This window comes from Curtobacterium sp. DN_7.5, assembly GCF_022655355.1.
Taxonomy (GTDB): Bacteria; Actinomycetota; Actinomycetes; order Actinomycetales; family Microbacteriaceae; genus Curtobacterium; species Curtobacterium luteum.
In genome coordinates this window covers 1,999,366-2,014,994 of the sequence record NZ_CP093378.1, presented here as the reverse complement: position 1 = coordinate 2,014,994, position 15,629 = coordinate 1,999,366, and the positions used below count along the sequence as shown (strand labels likewise).

The 15,629-nt window shown below is 72.8% G+C and carries 13 protein-coding genes and 1 pseudogene; 12 read left to right on the top strand and 2 right to left on the bottom strand.

Annotation, left to right across the window (positions count from 1 at the left end; all coding sequences use genetic code 11):
* Positions 1–37 precede the first annotated feature (37 nt).
* From MON03_RS09345 to MON03_RS09325, 6 genes and pseudogenes are all read left to right on the top strand, one after another.
* A complete protein-coding gene (locus MON03_RS09345; RefSeq protein WP_242088158.1) occupies positions 38–1,009 on the top strand; it encodes an AAA family ATPase in 972 nt (323 codons plus the stop codon).
* Entirely contained in the window at positions 1,006–2,418 is a 1,413-nt protein-coding gene (locus MON03_RS09340) for a DUF58 domain-containing protein (RefSeq protein ID WP_242088157.1), read from the top strand. Before MON03_RS09345 ends, MON03_RS09340 begins: the two co-directional genes overlap by 4 nt.
* Positions 2,415–4,892 carry a transglutaminase TgpA family protein gene (locus MON03_RS09335; protein ID WP_175329121.1) on the top strand — a complete coding sequence of 826 codons (2,478 nt, stop codon included), beginning with the start codon at positions 2,415–2,417 and terminating at the stop codon, positions 4,890–4,892. Before MON03_RS09340 ends, MON03_RS09335 begins: the two co-directional genes overlap by 4 nt.
* Positions 4,889–4,957, top strand: a pseudogene (locus MON03_RS17470) (zinc-ribbon domain-containing protein); the annotation flags it as partial. The gene MON03_RS09335 and the pseudogene MON03_RS17470, both read left to right, overlap by 4 nt.
* A 3-nt stretch (positions 4,958–4,960) precedes the next feature.
* Positions 4,961–6,895 (top strand): FHA domain-containing protein, encoded by a 1,935-nt coding sequence (locus MON03_RS17375; protein WP_277927214.1) that lies wholly within the window; start codon positions 4,961–4,963, stop codon positions 6,893–6,895.
* 106 nt (positions 6,896–7,001) lie between these two features.
* Positions 7,002–7,877, top strand: coding sequence for a hypothetical protein (locus MON03_RS09325; protein WP_242088156.1), 876 nt, complete (start codon positions 7,002–7,004; stop codon positions 7,875–7,877).
* Here the strand turns inward: MON03_RS09325 and MON03_RS09320 are convergent.
* Entirely contained in the window at positions 7,798–8,769 is a 972-nt protein-coding gene (locus tag MON03_RS09320) for an asparaginase (protein ID WP_242088155.1), read from the bottom strand. The genes MON03_RS09325 and MON03_RS09320 overlap by 80 nt on opposite strands.
* Before the next feature lie 35 nt (positions 8,770–8,804).
* Here MON03_RS09320 and MON03_RS09315 point away from each other — a divergent pair, with 35 nt between their 5' ends.
* Both MON03_RS09315 and MON03_RS09310 read left to right on the top strand, forming a co-directional pair.
* Positions 8,805–9,302, top strand: a complete 498-nt coding sequence (locus tag MON03_RS09315; RefSeq protein ID WP_242088154.1) for an OsmC family protein — start codon at positions 8,805–8,807, stop codon at positions 9,300–9,302.
* 6 nt (positions 9,303–9,308) lie between these two features.
* The gene (locus MON03_RS09310; RefSeq protein WP_022904885.1) at positions 9,309–10,286 is read left to right on the top strand and encodes an FKBP-type peptidyl-prolyl cis-trans isomerase; all 978 of its coding nucleotides are present in this window, start codon (positions 9,309–9,311) and stop codon (positions 10,284–10,286) included.
* 70 nt (positions 10,287–10,356) lie between these two features.
* Here the strand turns inward: MON03_RS09310 and MON03_RS09305 are convergent, their stop codons facing one another.
* Positions 10,357–10,881, bottom strand: coding sequence for a hypothetical protein (locus MON03_RS09305; RefSeq protein WP_022904886.1), 525 nt, complete (start codon positions 10,879–10,881; stop codon positions 10,357–10,359).
* A 64-nt stretch (positions 10,882–10,945) separates the two neighbouring features.
* Between MON03_RS09305 and dxr the strand changes: the two genes are divergently transcribed.
* From dxr to MON03_RS09285, 4 genes are all read left to right on the top strand, one after another.
* Positions 10,946–12,034, top strand: coding sequence for a 1-deoxy-D-xylulose-5-phosphate reductoisomerase (gene dxr, locus MON03_RS09300; RefSeq protein WP_242088153.1), 1,089 nt, complete (start codon positions 10,946–10,948; stop codon positions 12,032–12,034).
* A 112-nt stretch (positions 12,035–12,146) separates the two neighbouring features.
* Positions 12,147–13,481 (top strand): M50 family metallopeptidase, encoded by a 1,335-nt coding sequence (locus tag MON03_RS09295; protein ID WP_242088152.1) that lies wholly within the window; start codon positions 12,147–12,149, stop codon positions 13,479–13,481.
* Between the two features lie 123 nt (positions 13,482–13,604).
* A complete protein-coding gene (locus tag MON03_RS09290; protein WP_242088151.1) occupies positions 13,605–15,062 on the top strand; it encodes a purine-cytosine permease family protein in 1,458 nt (485 codons plus the stop codon).
* Positions 15,059–15,610 carry a cysteine hydrolase family protein gene (locus tag MON03_RS09285; RefSeq protein ID WP_277927213.1) on the top strand — a complete coding sequence of 184 codons (552 nt, stop codon included), beginning with the start codon at positions 15,059–15,061 and terminating at the stop codon, positions 15,608–15,610. Before MON03_RS09290 ends, MON03_RS09285 begins: the two co-directional genes overlap by 4 nt.
* Positions 15,611–15,629 lie beyond the last annotated feature (19 nt).

Below are 15,629 nucleotides of genomic sequence, written 5' to 3'. Positions count from 1 at the left end.
CACGACCAACGACTCACCACCGAAGGAACGACCCCGCATGAGCATGACCCCGGAGCAGGCCACCTGGTTCGCCGACGTCGCCGGCCGCATCGTGACCAACGTCGAGCAGGTGCTCCTCGGGAAGACGTTCGTGATCCGGCTCGCGGTCACGGCGATGCTCAGCGAGGGACACCTCCTGCTCGAGGACGTCCCCGGCACCGGCAAGACGAGCCTCGCGCGGGCGATGGCGCAGAGTGTGCAGGGCTCGACGAACCGCATCCAGTTCACGCCCGACCTGCTGCCCGGCGACATCACGGGCATCAGCGTCTACGACCAGCGCACCCAGGAGTTCGACTTCCACCGCGGCCCGGTGTTCTCGAACATCGTGCTCGCCGACGAGATCAACCGCGCGAGCCCGAAGACCCAGTCCGCGCTGCTCGAGGCGATGGAGGAGTCCGCGGTCACCGTCGACGGCGTCAACCACCGGCTCGCCGCGCCGTTCATGGTGATCGCCACCCAGAACCCCGTCGAGCAGGCCGGCACTTACCGTCTGCCGGAGGCGCAGCTCGACCGCTTCCTCATGAAGGCGTCGATCGGCTACCCGGACCACGCCGCGACGGTGAAGATCCTCGAGACGTCGTCTGCGCCGTCGGCGTCGGTGCCGCTCGCGAGCGTCGTGCCGGCGGCGACGATCACCGAGATGGCCGCGCTCGCCCGATCGGTGCACGTCGACGCCGTCATCGCCGACTACGTCGCCCGGCTCGTCGACTCGACGCGCTCCGCGAGCGAGGTCCGACTCGGGGTCAGCGTCCGTGGCGCGATGGGTCTGATGCGGGCGTCCCGTGTGTTCGCGGCGCTCAACGGCCGCCACTACGTCACGCCCGACGACGTGAAGGCGCTGGCGGTCCCAGTGCTCGCGCACCGCCTCGTGCTCGACGCCGAGGCCGAGTTCGACGGCGTCAGCCCGACCGCGGTCGTGTCGCAGCTCCTGGTCGAGACGCCACCCCCTGCTGACCGGGTCGCGTCGTGACCGACCGCCGGCCCGCCTCGACGCGTTCGCGCCGCCCCTCCTCGACGCGGTCGCGTCGCGGGTCGGGCGCGTCCGAGCGCACCGGGACGGTCGCCGGCCTGACGAACGTGCGGACCCGTCTGGTCGGGAACCGCGACAGCGTCGCCGCAGACGCGGTCGTCGGCGTCGTCCGGCTCTGGGCAACGGCCTGGAGGCTCGTCGGACGTGCCTGGGACGAGGTCTCGTCAGTGGTCACCGGCCTGGGATGGACGGTGGCGGTCCTCACGCTCGTCGCGTTCGTCGCGGGATACCGTCTCGGCCTCCGCGAGGTCGTCGTCGTGGGGTTCGCCGGTGCGCTGCTGATCGTCGTCGCCGCGGTCGCCCTGATCGGGCGGTCGCGCCTGCTCGTCCGGATGCGCCTCCCGCAGCACCGCGTCGCCGTCGGCAACCCGGCCGCGGTGGTGGTGACCGCCGAGAACCCGGGACGGCTGCCGTCGGTCCCGAGCACGGTCGAGGTCCCCGTTGGGGTGGGGCTGGTCGACGTCGCCATCCCGGCGATCGCGGCGAAGGGGACCTTCGAGCAGGAGGTCCCGGTCCCGACGACGCGGCGCGGCGTGCTCGACGTCGGCCCCGTGACCGGCGTCCGAGCGGACCCGGTCGGACTCGTCCGTCGCGAGGTCGTCTGGACTGCCCGAGAGCAGGTCATCGTGCACCCGCGCACGATCGCGATCCCGTCGACGAGCACCGGACTCGTGCGGGACCTCGAGGGGCAGGCGACGACGGACCTCTCACCGGCCGACATCGCGTTCCACGCCATCCGTGAGTACATGCCCGGTGACGACCCGCGCACGATCCACTGGAAGTCGACCGCGAAGTCGGGCGCCCTGATGGTCCGGCAGTTCGAGGACACCCGTCGGTCGCACCTCGTCGTCGCGCTCGGGTCGTCCCGAGCCGAGTTCGCCGACGGAGACGAGTTCGAGCTCGCCGTGAGCGCCGCCGCGTCGCTCGGCACCCGAGCGATCCGGGACGGCCGCGACGTCACCGTGGTGGTGTCCGAGCGGACGCCGGAGTTCGCGAAGCGACCGGTGTACGCGGTGCACCGGCTGCCGACGGTCACCCCGACCAGGCTGCTCGACGACTTCGCGACCGTGGGCCTCGCCGAGGCCTGCCTCCCGATCGCCGAGGTCGCCCGGATCGTCGGCAACGACACGGCGGGCATCTCGGTCGCGTTCCTCGTGGTCGGCTCCACCGTCGAGCTCCCGGCACTCCGGCTCGCCGCCACGCGGTTCCCCGTCGGGGTCGAGGTCGTGGCCGTCATCTGCGAGCCCGAGGCCCAGCCGCGGTTCCTCCGGGTCGCCGGGCTGACCGTCATGACGATCGGCTACCTCGACGACCTGCGCACCGCGCTCCACCGATCGGCGGCGGCGTGAGCGCCCCGGCACCCGCGACGCCGGCGACCCGGGTCCGCCGGACCGCTCGGCGCAACGCGCGTCGGGCCGCTCCGCTGCGCCTGGCGGGCGGGACGCTGGTCGTCTGGCTGCTCGTGGCGGTGGCGAGCACGTCGTGGTGGCCGGTCTACCGCGACGACTCGATGTTCGTGGCCGCGGTGACCGCGATCGTGGCGGGCACGGTCGTCGCGCTCCTCGGCGCGGTGTACCGACTCTCGTCGCCGGTCGTCGGCCTGGCGACGGTCGCCGCGTTCACGCTCACCGGCGTGCCGGCCGCTGTGCCGGGGGCGGCGAACGGGGTGTTGCCGACGGGGCGCGGGCTGCTCGACCTCTTCGCCGGCGTGGCCCTCGGCTGGAAGCAGCTGGTGACCATCAGCCTGCCGGTCGGTTCCTACGAAGCCCTGCTCGTCCCGTACTTCGTGAGCGTCCTCGTCGTGACGGTGACCGGCGTGAGCGTGGCGACCCGCGCCTCCCGGCAGGAACTGGGCGCGATCGCGCCCCTCGCGCTCTTCGCGGCCGGGATCGTGGTCGGGCCGACACGGCTCGACACCTCGATCGTGACCGCGGTCGTCCTCGCCGGCCTCGCGCTGGTGTGGGCCCTCACCGCGCGGCACGCGCGCCGTGCCGTGGCCGTCGCGTCGACCGTCGGGACGCGGGTGCCGATCGCGCGCTCGGTCCTCCGGCCGGCGCTCGTCGGGACGGGGACCATCGTCGCCGCCGCGGTCGTCGCGACCGCACTCGGACTCGTCGCGCCGCCCTCGGGGGCCCGCACGGTGGCGCGGACGGACGTGGTCAAGCCGTTCGATCCACGCGACTACGTCAGCCCGCTGAGCGGGTTCCGCGCCTACGAGGAGTCCGACGAAGCCGACACGGCGCAGCTGCGGGTCACCGGACTCCCGGCGGACGGCTTCGTGCGGATCGCGACCCTCGACACGTACGACGGCGTCGTCTACCGCGTCGGCGGCTCGGACGGTGCCGCCGCGTCCGGGACGTTCGAACGCGTCCCGACCTCGGTCGACGTCCGCGGCGTGCGGGGGACGACGGTGCGCGTGGGGGTGACGGTCGACGGCTACAGCGGGGTGTGGCTGCCCACGGTCGGCGACCTCGAACGCGTCGACTTCTCCGGGCGCCGTGCCGACGAGGACCGCGGTGCCTTCTTCTACAACGCCTCCACGGGCACCGGTGCCGTCGTCGGCGGGGTGTCCCGCGGGACGACCTACGACCTGACCGCGGTGCTCCCGGACCAGCCGACACAGGGCCAGCTCGCCTCGGCGAAGCCGGGGACGGCGCAGCTCCCCGCGCTCCGCGGGGTCCCGGACGCGGTGCGCGACACCGTCGAGGCGTACACGGACGGTGCGGGGTCGGACGGCGCGAAGCTCGTCGCCATGCTGGAGCAACTGCGACGAACGGGCTACGTGAGCCACGGTGTCGGCGACGACCGCGCGAGCCGGTCCGGACACGGCGCCGACCGGATCACCGAGCTGCTGACCTCGGCGCTCATGGTCGGGGACCAGGAGCAGTACGCGGTGGCGGCTGCGCTGATGGCCGAGCAGATCGGCTTCCCGACACGGGTCGTGCTCGGGTTCGCGGAGGGTGGCGACTCCGGCGCCGACGCGGCTTCCGACGGCGGGACGACGACGTTCACGGGCTCGGACGTCACCGCTCGCATCGAGGTCGACACGGCGCAGTGGGGATGGGTCGTGCTCAACCCCAACCCGACCGTCCGGAAGATCCCGGACGCGCAGCAGGAGACCCCGAAGCCGGTCACCCGCCCGGAGACCGTCGTGCCCCCGCCGCCGGCCGACCAGCAGGACCAGGACCAGCAGGCGCCGCCGCAGAGCGACCGCGACACGCCGCCGGTGCAGCCGCTCTGGCTCCAGATCCTCCTCGCCGTGCTCCCGTGGGTGGCCGGGGTCCTCGCGGTCGCCGCGCTCGTGCTCCTGCCGTTCGCCGTGATCGTCCTGGTCAAACGGATCCGACGTCGGCGTCGACGTCGGGCTCCGTCGCCACGCGGTCGGATCGTCGGGGCGTGGGACGAGTACCGCGATGCGCTCCTCGACCGCGGACACGCGGTGGCACCCTCGGCGACCCGCCGTGAGAGCGTCCGCGGCGCGCCGGGGGAGGGCGGCCCCGGGTTGGCGGCCCTGGCCGACCGTGCGGTCTTCGGGCCGAGCGAGGTCGACGAGCCGACCGCGGACCGGATGTGGCGGGCGACCGACGAGGCGATCACCAGCCTGCGCACGGGGCGCACCCGTCGGGAACGGTTCCGGACGGCCGTGTCCCTCCGCTCCCTCCGGCTCGGCGACGTCCGCCGGGCGGCGGTCGACGGCCGGGTCGGCCTCGTCGCCTCGAAGGGCGGTCGGACCTCGCGTGACTACGATGGCCGGAGGCCGATCGGACGTCGTGGACGACAGCGCGAGGAAGGTCGACCGAGTGAGGACAGAGGCACCACGTGATCAGATGCGAACACTGCGGCTCAGCGCTGCCGGACGGAGCGATCTTCTGCGGTGAGTGCGGACGTGCGGTGACGGCGACCGCGAACCGACGTCCGGCCGCCAGCGCCCCGGTCGAGCAGGCGCCGCCGCCGCCGCTCCTCCAGCCCGACGTGCACGGCCGTCGTCCGGACCCGGCGGCGGATGCCTGGCTCCCGGAGTCCACGCTGGACCCGGCGACCCGCGCTTGGCTCACCGGTGATGACCGCCCCGGTGCCCGGCGTCAGGCGGCGCCCGCGCAGCCCTCGACCCCTCCCGCCGGGTACGGGTCCCGACAGCCGGAATCCGGACAGCCGGCGCCCGGTCTGCCGACGGGCGGTGAGCCTGCGCCCGGCCCGCGGACCGGCGGTCAGCCGGCGTGGGCGCAGTCGCCGGTGCCGTCCTTCGAGCAAGAGCCGCCGCTCGACCCCGACGCCTTCGCTCCCGGCTCCGCGTCGTCCCCCGAGGACGACCCCGAGGTGACCCGCGTCGCGGACCGTGCACCGCGGGCCCCGGGCTCCGACCGCGGGCACCAGCCGACCCCGGACGCGCCCGTCTGGCAGCCGCCGGCCCAGCAGTCGACCCCGGCATGGCAGCCTCCCGCACCGGAGGCCGCGCCCGCCGCGCCCTCGACGCCGTCCTGGTGGATCGGCCGCTCGGCCGCGCCCGCCCAGGAGGAGCCCGGAGACCGAGCCGGCTCGGGCACCCCGTCGGCGACGCCGGGGCAGGACCAGCCGAGCAACGCCGCGGACGCTGCTCTCGCGGCGGAGCGTCCGGCCCCGGTCGCTTCGCCGCCACAGCCCGGGGACACCGCCGTCGTGGAGCCGCTCGTCGATCGCCGCCCCGCGCCCCAGCGTCCGGTCCCGCTCGTGACCCCGGGTTCCGCCGGTGCCACATGCCACGTGTGCGGCCACGCGCTCGAGCCGGACGACATCTTCTGCAGCAACTGCGGCGCTGTCCGCCCCGCGGTCACGGCGGCCTTCACCGGCCCGGTCGTCCCGCTCCCCGTCGCCCGCCCCGACTGGGCTGCCGAGGACGAGGGACCGGGCGAGGACGAGGCTGCGGCCGAGGACGACGAGCAGTCGGACGCTCGCGAGCGGGATGGCGACGCCTCGGGCGACGAGGTCGCGGACCACGACGAGGTCGCGGACCACGACGGATCATCCGAGCGCGACGCCGCCCTGCACCACGCAGCGGTCGCGGGTGACGAGCCTGAGCCCGAGCCGACTGCCGGAGCAGGTCGACCGTCGGAGCACACGGCGACCGAGGCGACGCCGGATGTGACAGCTGACGGGGCATCGTCCGCGCCGGACGACGACCACCTCTTCCGCGCGGCCGTGCGGCCACGAGGACAGCACGCTGCGCCGGTGTCGACGGACAGCGCGGGAGAGGCCCAGGCCGCCGACGACCCTGCCGGAGCACCCGAGTACGCGGGGGACGCCGCCGCACCGATCACACCCGTGCCGCGGGCCGCACCGCTCCCGCCGATCCCTGGGATGCCCGACCACGGGCAGACCGCGGCTCCCGAGCGCCCCGCTCCGCCGCTCCAGCGTCCATCCGTGCCGTCCAGCGCCGGTACTGACCTCGATGACGGCGACGTGCCCGACGACAGCGACGACCAGGACGTCGACGAGACCCGGATCGTTTCCAAAACCCCGACCCACGCGCCGTTCGTGCTGCACTTCAGCACCGGCGAGCGGTTCGGCGTGCACGGCACCGGCCTCCTCGGCCGCCTGCCCCGCCCGCAGCCGGGTGAGCGCTTCGACGACCTCCTGACCGTCCACGACCCGGGCAAGTCGGTGTCCAAGACGCACCTCGAGCTCGGTCGTGACGGGGGAGACCTCTGGGTGTCGGACCGCTTCTCGGGCAACGGCACCGTGGTGCGGCACATCGACGGGTCGATCCGGCGGTGCGAACCGGGACGGCGCTACCGGGTCGAGCGTGGCGCGCGGGTGGACATCGGGGAGCAGTTCTTCCTCGTGCAGTGATCGTGTGGCGAGACCTCCTCCTGCACGGGAGGGATCCCGCCGCGATCAGTCCACAGCGGGGCCGACAGTGGCGACCGGACCCACGGATCTCCGGTCGACTGGTGGCGTGAACACGCTCCTCGCCCGGACGATCCTCGTCGTCGGCGCGTTCGTTCTCGTCGGGACCGGCGTCTTCGCAGCGCTCCCGGGCACCGTCCGGCTGATCGCGGTCGCAGCAGGGTCGGTGCTCGCCGTGCTCGACCGCCTCGTCGTCGCTGCCGGGCGGAGCCGAGCGTCGCAGCCTGCGGTCGAGTGGCGGCAGCGTCGATCTGAGACCGCGGCATCCCAGCTCGACCCCCCGGCCCCGCAGCCCGCGCCTGCCCGAACGCACTCACCGGTTCCCGATCCCGATCGTCCAGCGACGCTCGTGGTGGGGCACCGTCTCGACGACGGCTCGCCGGTCCACACCGCAGCATCACACCTCGTCGTGGTCGGACGAGGTGCGCTCGCACGCGCGGTCTTCGACGCCCTGTCCGCGCAGCTCGGCGCCGCGACCGTCGCTGCGCCGTCCCGGCACAGCGAGGGCCTGCCGGACGGGCTCGCCCCGCTGCCGGAGGGGATCGTCGTCCACGTGGTGTCGCCGCACGAGCGCCACGGCCTCCGCACGCTCGTGCTCGTCCCCGATCACGGCCGGACGCCGCGCCGCGCGGACGCGGTCGTCACGGTCGGCCGGTCGGGGTGCACGTTCCGGACCGCGCAGGGGGAGCCGATCGCGATCGCCCCGGTGCTCCCGATCCTCGACCTCCCCGCCGAGGGCGCGGGAGCCCTCCCAGCCGAGGGCGCGGGAGCCGTCGACGCAGGCACCGCCTCCGCCGAGTCGGCGGGACCTCGCCCCGCCGAGCCGACGGGAACCGCGCCAGGGCTCAGCGCAGACCGGCTCCGGCGCGGACGGCGCCCACCGGGACGCCCCCACCGAGCACCTGCTCGCCCGTCGCCGCCATGACCCCCGCGACGCCCTCGGCGGTCACCAGCCCGTTCCGCTGCAGCAGGGTCAGCGCCGCGAGCGTGCCCGCGCGCTGCGCACCGTCGAGCGTCTTGACCGCGACGGCCGCCCCACCGGGGAGGCCCATCACCATCACGCCCTCGGCGCCGAGCTTCGCGAACACCCCCAGCTGTTCGATCGTCACGGTGTTCGCGCGCCCGACGCCGTCGAGCGCCCAGGGGTGTGCGAGCACGGCGTCCGTCAGGGCTGCGGAGTCGGCGTCGGCGCGGGCGACGACGCCGGCGATGCCCCGCGCGAGACCGGTGAGGGTCAGCGGGAAGACCGGTGCCCCGCAGCCGTCGGTGCCGACCAGGTCGACGGTCTCCGCCGTGTACTCCTCGACCGTCGTGCGGACGCGCTGCTGCAGCGGGTGGTCGACGTCGAGGTAGGAACGCTCGTCCCAACCGTTGACGCGGCAGGCGGCGAGCATCGCGGCGTGCTTGCCGGAGCAGTTCATCGCCAGCCGTCGCGGCCCGTCCGCCGTCCGGGCGGTGGCGCGGTCGAAGGGCAGGTCGGGCGGGCAGCCGAGGTCCGCCTCGACGTGGTCGAAGGACTCGAGCATGTGCTGCGCGATCGCCTGGTGGGCGGCGGTGCCGGCGTGGCTCGCCGTGGAGAGCACGAGCTCCTCGTCGGAGAAGGCGGCTCCGGCGCGTCGGACGGCCAGCGCCTGGAACGGCTTCATCGTCGAGCGCGGGTAGACGCTCGCGGTGACGTCGCCCACCGAGTCGATGACCGAGCCGTCCGCGGCGACGACCACTCCGGCGCCCACGTGCCGGCTCTCCTCGAAGCCGTTCCGGTCGAGGACGGCGAGTTCGACGGACCCGTCGGCGGTGAGAGGATGGCGCTCAGTCATGCCGCAATGCTAACGAGACGAACGAGGTGCCCCACGTGTCCGACCACTCCTACGAGGTGTCCGTCCGCTGGACCGGAGACCGCGGTTCCGGCACGAGCGGCTACCGCGACTACGGCCGCGACCACGTGGTCTCCGCGGCGGGGAAGCACGACCTGGCGGGTTCGGCCGACCCGACGTTCCGAGGCGACCGCGACCGCTGGAACCCCGAGGAGCTCGTCGTCGCGGCGCTGGCGCAGTGCCACATGCTGAGCTACCTGCACGTCGCCGTGCAGCAGGGCTTCACGGTCGTCGACTACCAGGACCGGGCGACCGCGAGCCTGAACCTCAACCGCGACGGCTCCGGCGAGCTCGTCGAGACGACGCTGCACCCGGTCGTCACCGTCCGTGAGGCGGACAGGATCGAGGACGCGATCGCTGCGCACGCCGAGGCGAACCGGCTCTGCTTCATCGCGCGCTCCGTTGCGTTCCCCGTCCACCACGAGCCCGACATCCGGGTGCTCGCAGGGGAATCATCGGCGAGTGCGGCAGACTAGGGTCCCGTGAAGCGTCTTCGCCTGCTCCCGATCGCCCTGGTCCCCGCCGTCGTGCTGGGACTCGCCGCGTGCTCCGGCACGGGGTCGGGCACCGCCACGACATCGCCGAGCGCGTCGTCCAGCGCCAGTGCCAGCGCAGCGGCGATCACCTCCTGCCCCGATCCGGGCAAGGCCTCCGACTCGGTGAAGGTGTCGGGTGCGGTCGGCACGGCCACCGCTCCGAAGGTGTCCTTCGCGAAGGGGCTCAGTGCATCGGAGCCGCAGGCCACGGTCGCGGTGCAGGGCAAGGGTGCGTCCCTCAAGTCGGGCGACTACGCGCAGGTCTCCTACAGCGTGTACCAGGCGAAGGACGCCTCGAAGCTCGGCAGCGTGGGCTTCGACTCCGGCAACCCGCAGGCGCTCTCCGTGGGCGGCAGTGGCTTCGGCGCCATCCTCGCGTGCTCGACGGTCGGCGAGCGCGTGGTCGTCGTCGGCCAGTCCTCGGCGATCGGCTTCAACACCGGCGGTGACGTGGTCGTCGTCGCCGACATCGTCTCGAAGATCCCGACCAAGGCGACGGGTACGCCCCAGGAGCAGGACCCCGCGTTGCCGACCGTCAAGGACAAGGCCGACGGTGAGCCGCAGATCACGATCCCGTCGGGGATCAAGACCCCCTCGAAGACGGAGGTCGAGGTCCTCAAGCAGGGCGACGGGCAGACGATCAAGGACGGCGACACCGCTCTCGTGCAGTACAAGGGCGTGCTGCTCAAGGGTGGCAAGGAGTTCGACTCGTCATGGTCGAAGGGCGTCCCGACGACGTTCACCGTCTCGGAGCAGGGTCTCATCAAGGGCTTCGTGACGGGGCTCGTCGGTCAGAAGGTCGGTTCGCAGGTCCTGATCGTCGCCACCTCGGACGACGCCTACGGAGCGAACCCGCGTGAAGGGTCCGGGATCCCCGCGAACGCTCCGCTGGTCTTCGTCGTCGACATCCTCGCCATCGGCTGACGGAGCAGGACGTGATCCTCGGCGAGGGCGATGAGCAGGTGCTCATCGCCCTCGCCTCATGAGGAACGGCTCAGCGCTGGACCTTCGTGATCGTCACGGTCACGTTCAGCGTCACGTTCGAGTACGCCCGGTAGGTGTACGCCATACCGTTCGACGCCCAGAAACTGGTCTCCCGGTCGCCGGAAGAGTAGCTGATGATCTTCTTCCACGTGCCCGTGCGGGTACCGGTCCCGGTGAGGCCGTACGGCGTACCCGAGATGCTCCGCATGCAGACGCTCGTCGACGTGCATCCCGGACCGATCGGGGTCAACGCTCGCGTGTGCACGCCGGTCACCGTGCTATCCGGCGCCGGCGCTGCGGCGAGGACCTCGCCGGTCGCGGCGTCGACGTAGAGCGACACCGGGTCGGTCCCGCTGACGAGTGCGTCGATCTCGGCCCGGCTCTGCGTGGTGCTCAGCGCACGGAGCTGTGCGGTGTCGACCGCGGCGGACGGGGCGGGAGTCGCCTGCGCGTTCGTCGTCCCCAAGCCCACGATCACGAGCGTGGTGGCGGCTGAGGCGAGGAGTGCTGCGACGGAGCGCTGTTTGGTTCGCATGCTGAACATCCTTCCGCATATCAGCGGAGGGATGGCTCGTGTGCGGTCTCGGTACAGTTACGAAATGCAGCCCCCCAAGCGCCGGATCGTCGTCCTCGGCAGCACCGGCTCGATCGGCACCCAGGCGCTCGACGTCGTCGCGCGCAACCCGGACCGGTTCGAGGTCGTCGGCCTCACCGCCGGCAACAACCGTGCCCTCGTCGCCGAGCAGGCCACGCGCTTCGGCGTCCACGACACCGCGTTCGGTGCCGCCGACTCCGAGCGGCTGATCCGGAGCGTCGAGGCGGACGTCGTCCTCAACGGCATCACCGGCTCGGTCGGACTCGGACCCACCCTGGCCGCCCTCGAGTCCGGGGCGACGCTCGCCCTCGCGAACAAGGAGAGCCTCATCGTCGGCGGGCCGCTCGTGCAGGCCGCGGCCCGACCGGGGCAGATCGTGCCCGTCGACAGCGAGCACTCGGCGATCGCGCAGGCGCTGCGCTCCGGCTCGTCGGACGAGGTCCGGCGCCTGGTGCTGACGGCCAGCGGCGGACCATTCCGGGGCCGTTCCCGCGACGAACTCCGCGACGTCACCCCGGCACAGGCGCTCGCGCACCCGACGTGGGACATGGGGCTCGTCGTCACGACGAACTCGGCGACACTCGTGAACAAGGGTCTCGAGGTGATCGAGGCCCACCTGCTCTTCGACGTGCCCTACGACCGCATCGACGTGACGGTGCACGCGCAGTCGATCGTGCACTCGATGGTCGAGTTCGTGGACGGGTCGACCATCGCGCAGGCGTCGCCGCCGGACATGCGCCTCCCCATCGCGCTCGGGCTCGCCTGGCCGGACCGCGTGCCGGGCGTCGGGGTCCCGCTGGACTGGACGACCGCGAGCACCTGGACGTTCGAGCCGCTCGACGCCGCGGCGTTCGGAGCAGTCGCCCTCGCCAAGCGCGTCGGCGAGGCCGGCGGGACGTTCCCCGCGGTGTTCAACGCCGCGAACGAGCAGGCCGTCGCCGCGTTCCACGCGGGTGCGATCGGCTTCCTCGACATCGTCGACACGGTCGAGCGGGTCGTCGACGAGCACGCGATGGGGGAGTCCTCCCTCGAGGGCGTCCTGGCAGCGGAGCGCTGGGCGCGCGCCGCGGCGGACCGCGCGGTGTCGCGCTGACCCACGCCGCGCCTCCAGGCTGAACAGCCCACCACCTGTCGGACGGGAGGCGCGACCCACCTCCCAGGGTGCGCTCGGCTCCGTCATGGGTAGCGTCCCGTACCCTTTCCCGGTGACCGTCGAATCCGTCCTGCTCTTCGTCCTCGGCGTGGTCGTCTTCATCGTCGGCCTGCTGGTCTCGATCGGACTCCACGAGCTCGGGCACCTCTCCTTCGCGAAGCTCTTCAACGTGAAGGTGACGCAGTACTCGCTCGGCTTCGGCAAGGCGATCTGGTCGTTCACGCGCGGCGAGACGGAGTACGGGATCCGGCCGATCCTCCTCGGCGGGTACATCTCGATGGTCGGCATGCTCAAACCGCGGGCGTCGGGCAAGCCGAGCGCGATCACGAACACGGGCATGTACGGCGCGTTCGTGCAGGACGCCCGGCAGGCCAGCGCCGAGCAGATCGCGGAGTCCGGCGGGGACGACTCCCGCGCGTTCTACCGCCTGACGCCGTGGAAGCGGATCATCGTGATGGTCGCCGGCCCGGCGATGAACCTCGTCATCGGGATCGTCCTGTTCGGTGTGCTCCTCTGTGGTTTCGGCGCGCCGACGACCACGTTCACGTCGAGCGTCGACTGCGTGCTGCCGAACAGCCGGACGACGACCTGCACCGCGGACGACGCGGTGTCCCCGGCGAAGGAGGCCGGCATCCGGTCCGGCGACGTCGTGCTCTCCGTCGACGGGAAGGCCGACCCGACGATCGCCGAGGTGTCGACGCTGTTCCAGCGGAGCGCCGGCAAGGAGCTCACGGTCGTGGTCGAGCGCGACGGTGCCCGCAAGACGCTCGAGATCACCCCGGTGACGGCGACGCGCGACGTCTACCTCTCCGACGGCACGGTCGCGAAGAACGAGGACGGCACGACCAAGACCCAGCAGGTCGGCGTGGTCGGCGTCAGCATCGGGCAGTCGCTCGTCCGGCAGTCGCCGACGGCGGTCCTGCCGGCGACGGGCGCGCAGATCTCGGCGTCAGCACACCTCATCATCGACCTCCCGCAGCGGCTCGTCGCGGTGTGGAACGCGGCGTTCGGCTCGCAGGCCCGGTCGCAGGACAGCCCGGTGTCCGTCGTCGGCGTCGGGCGCGCGATCGGTGAGGTCTCGTCGATGTCGGGGGTCCCGATCGTCGACAAGGCCTACACGATCCTCGGCCTGCTCGCCTCGCTCAACATCGGCCTGTTCGTCCTGAACATGGTGCCGCTGCTGCCCCTCGACGGCGGCCACATCGCGGGTGCCCTGTGGGAGGCCGTGAAGCGCCGGTCCTTCACGCTCGTCGGGAAGGCGGATCCGGGGCCGATCGACCTCGCGAAGACGATGCCCCTCACGATGGTCGTCGTGGTGCTCCTCGCCGGGATGAGCGCGCTGCTCATCTACGCCGACATCGTGCGCCCCGTGAACCTGTTCGGGTAGCCGACCCGTCCACAGGACGGCAGCGGTCCGTCCCCAGGACCGCAGCAGTCCGTCCACAGGACGACGGCGAGCCTGCCCGGCCGGCGGTGCGCGCACTACGCTCGGCGCATGAGCACAGCGCCCATGCCCCCTACACCGGACCCGCGGGGCCCGGAACTGCGGACCGTCGAACGCCAGGGCACCGACGTCATCGCCGAGGCCGACCGGAAGGGCACGCCGCGTGGGCTGTTCTGGCCGTGGTTCGCGGCGAACGTGTCCGTGCTCGGGATCGCGTACGGCGCCTTCGTGCTCGGGTTCGGCATCTCGTTCTGGCAGGCGACCGTGGTGGCCGTCATCGGGGTGGTCTTCTCGTTCCTGCTGTGCGGCGTCGTCGCGATCGCGGGCAAGCGCGGGTCGGCACCGACGATGGTGCTCAGCCGGGCGGCGTTCGGCGTCCGGGGCAACCGGCTGCCGTCGTTCCTCAGCTGGGTGCTCACGGTCGGGTGGGAGACCGCGCTGGCTGCTCTGGCCGTGCTCGCGACGTCGACGGTCTTCCGTGAGCTCGGCTGGGACGACGGCGTCGTCACCAAGCTGGTGGCGCTCGTCGTCGTCGCCGCGTTGGTCGTGGGGGCCGGGATCGCGGGCTTCGACGTCGTGATGCGGCTGCAGACCTGGATCACCGTCGTGACCGCGGTGCTCACGGTGGTGTACGTCGTGCTCGCGGTCCCGTCGATCGACTTCGCCGCCATCGCCGCGTTGCCGTCGGGCAGTGCGCAGCAGGTCATCGGTGCGCTGGTGCTCGTGATGACCGGGTTCGGGCTCGGTTGGGTCAACGCCGCCGCCGACTACTCGCGCTACCTGCCGCGCACGTCCTCCACCCGCGGGGTCGTGGGATGGACCACGTTCGGCGGAGCCCTCGCACCGACGCTCCTGGTCGTCTTCGGCGTGCTGCTCGCCGGGTCGTCGAAGGACCTGAACGCCGCGATCAACGCCGACCCGATCGGCGCGCTCACCACGATCCTGCCGATCTGGTTCCTCGTCCCGTTCGCGATCGTCGCCATCCTCGGGATCGTCGGCGGCGCGGTGATGGACATCTACTCGTCCGGCCTCGCACTGCTGAGCGCGGGGGTGCGGATCCCTCGCCCCGTCGCGGCGGGTGTGGACGGCGTCGTGATGGTGATCGGCGCGGTCTCCGTCGTCTTCTTCGCGCCGGACTTCATCGGGCCGTTCCAGGCGTTCCTCATCACCCTCGGCGTCCCGATCGCCGCCTGGGCCGGGGTGTTCGTGGCCGACGTGCTCCTGCGGCGTCGCGACTACGCCGAGACCGAGCTCGAGGACCGCCACGGCCGGTACGGTGACGTGCGCTGGGTCGCGATCGCGTTGGTCGCCGTCGGCACGGTCCTCGGGTGGGGGCTCGTCACCCTGTCCGGACCGTCGTGGCTGGCCTGGCAGGGGTACCTCCTCGGGCCGTTCGGCCTCGGCGGCCGCGACGGAGCCTGGGCGTACGCGAACCTCGGGGTCCTCGTGGCCCTGGTCGTCGGCTTCCTCGGCACGCTCCTGTTCTCCGCCGGTGCCGTGCGCCGCCAGGAGGGCCGCGCGTGACGGTCCCCGACGACGCCTGGCTCGTCGTCGACATGCAGGAGGTCTTCACGGGGGAGAGCCCGTGGGCGGCACCCCGGTACGCCCACGCCGGAGTGACCATCGAGCACCTGCTGCCCCGGTTCACCGGTCGGTCCGTCTTCACGCGCTTCGTCGCGCCGAGTCAGCCCGAGGGCGCCTGGGTGCCGTACTACCGCGAGTGGCCGTTCGCGCTCGTCCCCGACGGCGATCCGCTCTACGCGCTGACCGAGCCCTTCGCGACCGCGGCGGCGGACCGCGGGGACCCGGTCGTGACGGAACCGACGTTCGGGAAGTGGGGGACGAGCCTCCTGGCCGTGGTCGGCGACCACCCGCACCTCGTCCTGACGGGAGTCTCCACGGACTGCTGCGTGCTGTCGACTGCCCTCGCGGCGGCCGACGCCGGGGCGACCGTCACGGTCGTCGCGGACGCCTGTGCCGGGGCCAGCGACGAGGACCACGAGCGCGCACTTGCCGCGATGCGGCTCTACGCGCCGCTCATCACGGTCGTCGACTCCGCGAACGACCTGTGAACGGACCCGGCAGCGTCGC

Coding starts and splice junctions, on each gene's coding strand:
- MON03_RS09290 (WP_242088151.1), top strand. CDS start 13,605: ATGCCCCCTACACCGGACCCGCGGGGCCCGGAACTGCGGACCGTCGAA.
- dxr (WP_242088153.1), top strand. CDS start 10,946: ATGCAGCCCCCCAAGCGCCGGATCGTCGTCCTCGGCAGCACCGGCTCG.
- MON03_RS09320 (WP_242088155.1), bottom strand. CDS start 8,769: ATGACTGAGCGCCATCCTCTCACCGCCGACGGGTCCGTCGAACTCGCC.
- MON03_RS09305 (WP_022904886.1), bottom strand. CDS start 10,881: ATGCGAACCAAACAGCGCTCCGTCGCAGCACTCCTCGCCTCAGCCGCC.
- MON03_RS09345 (WP_242088158.1), top strand. CDS start 38: ATGAGCATGACCCCGGAGCAGGCCACCTGGTTCGCCGACGTCGCCGGC.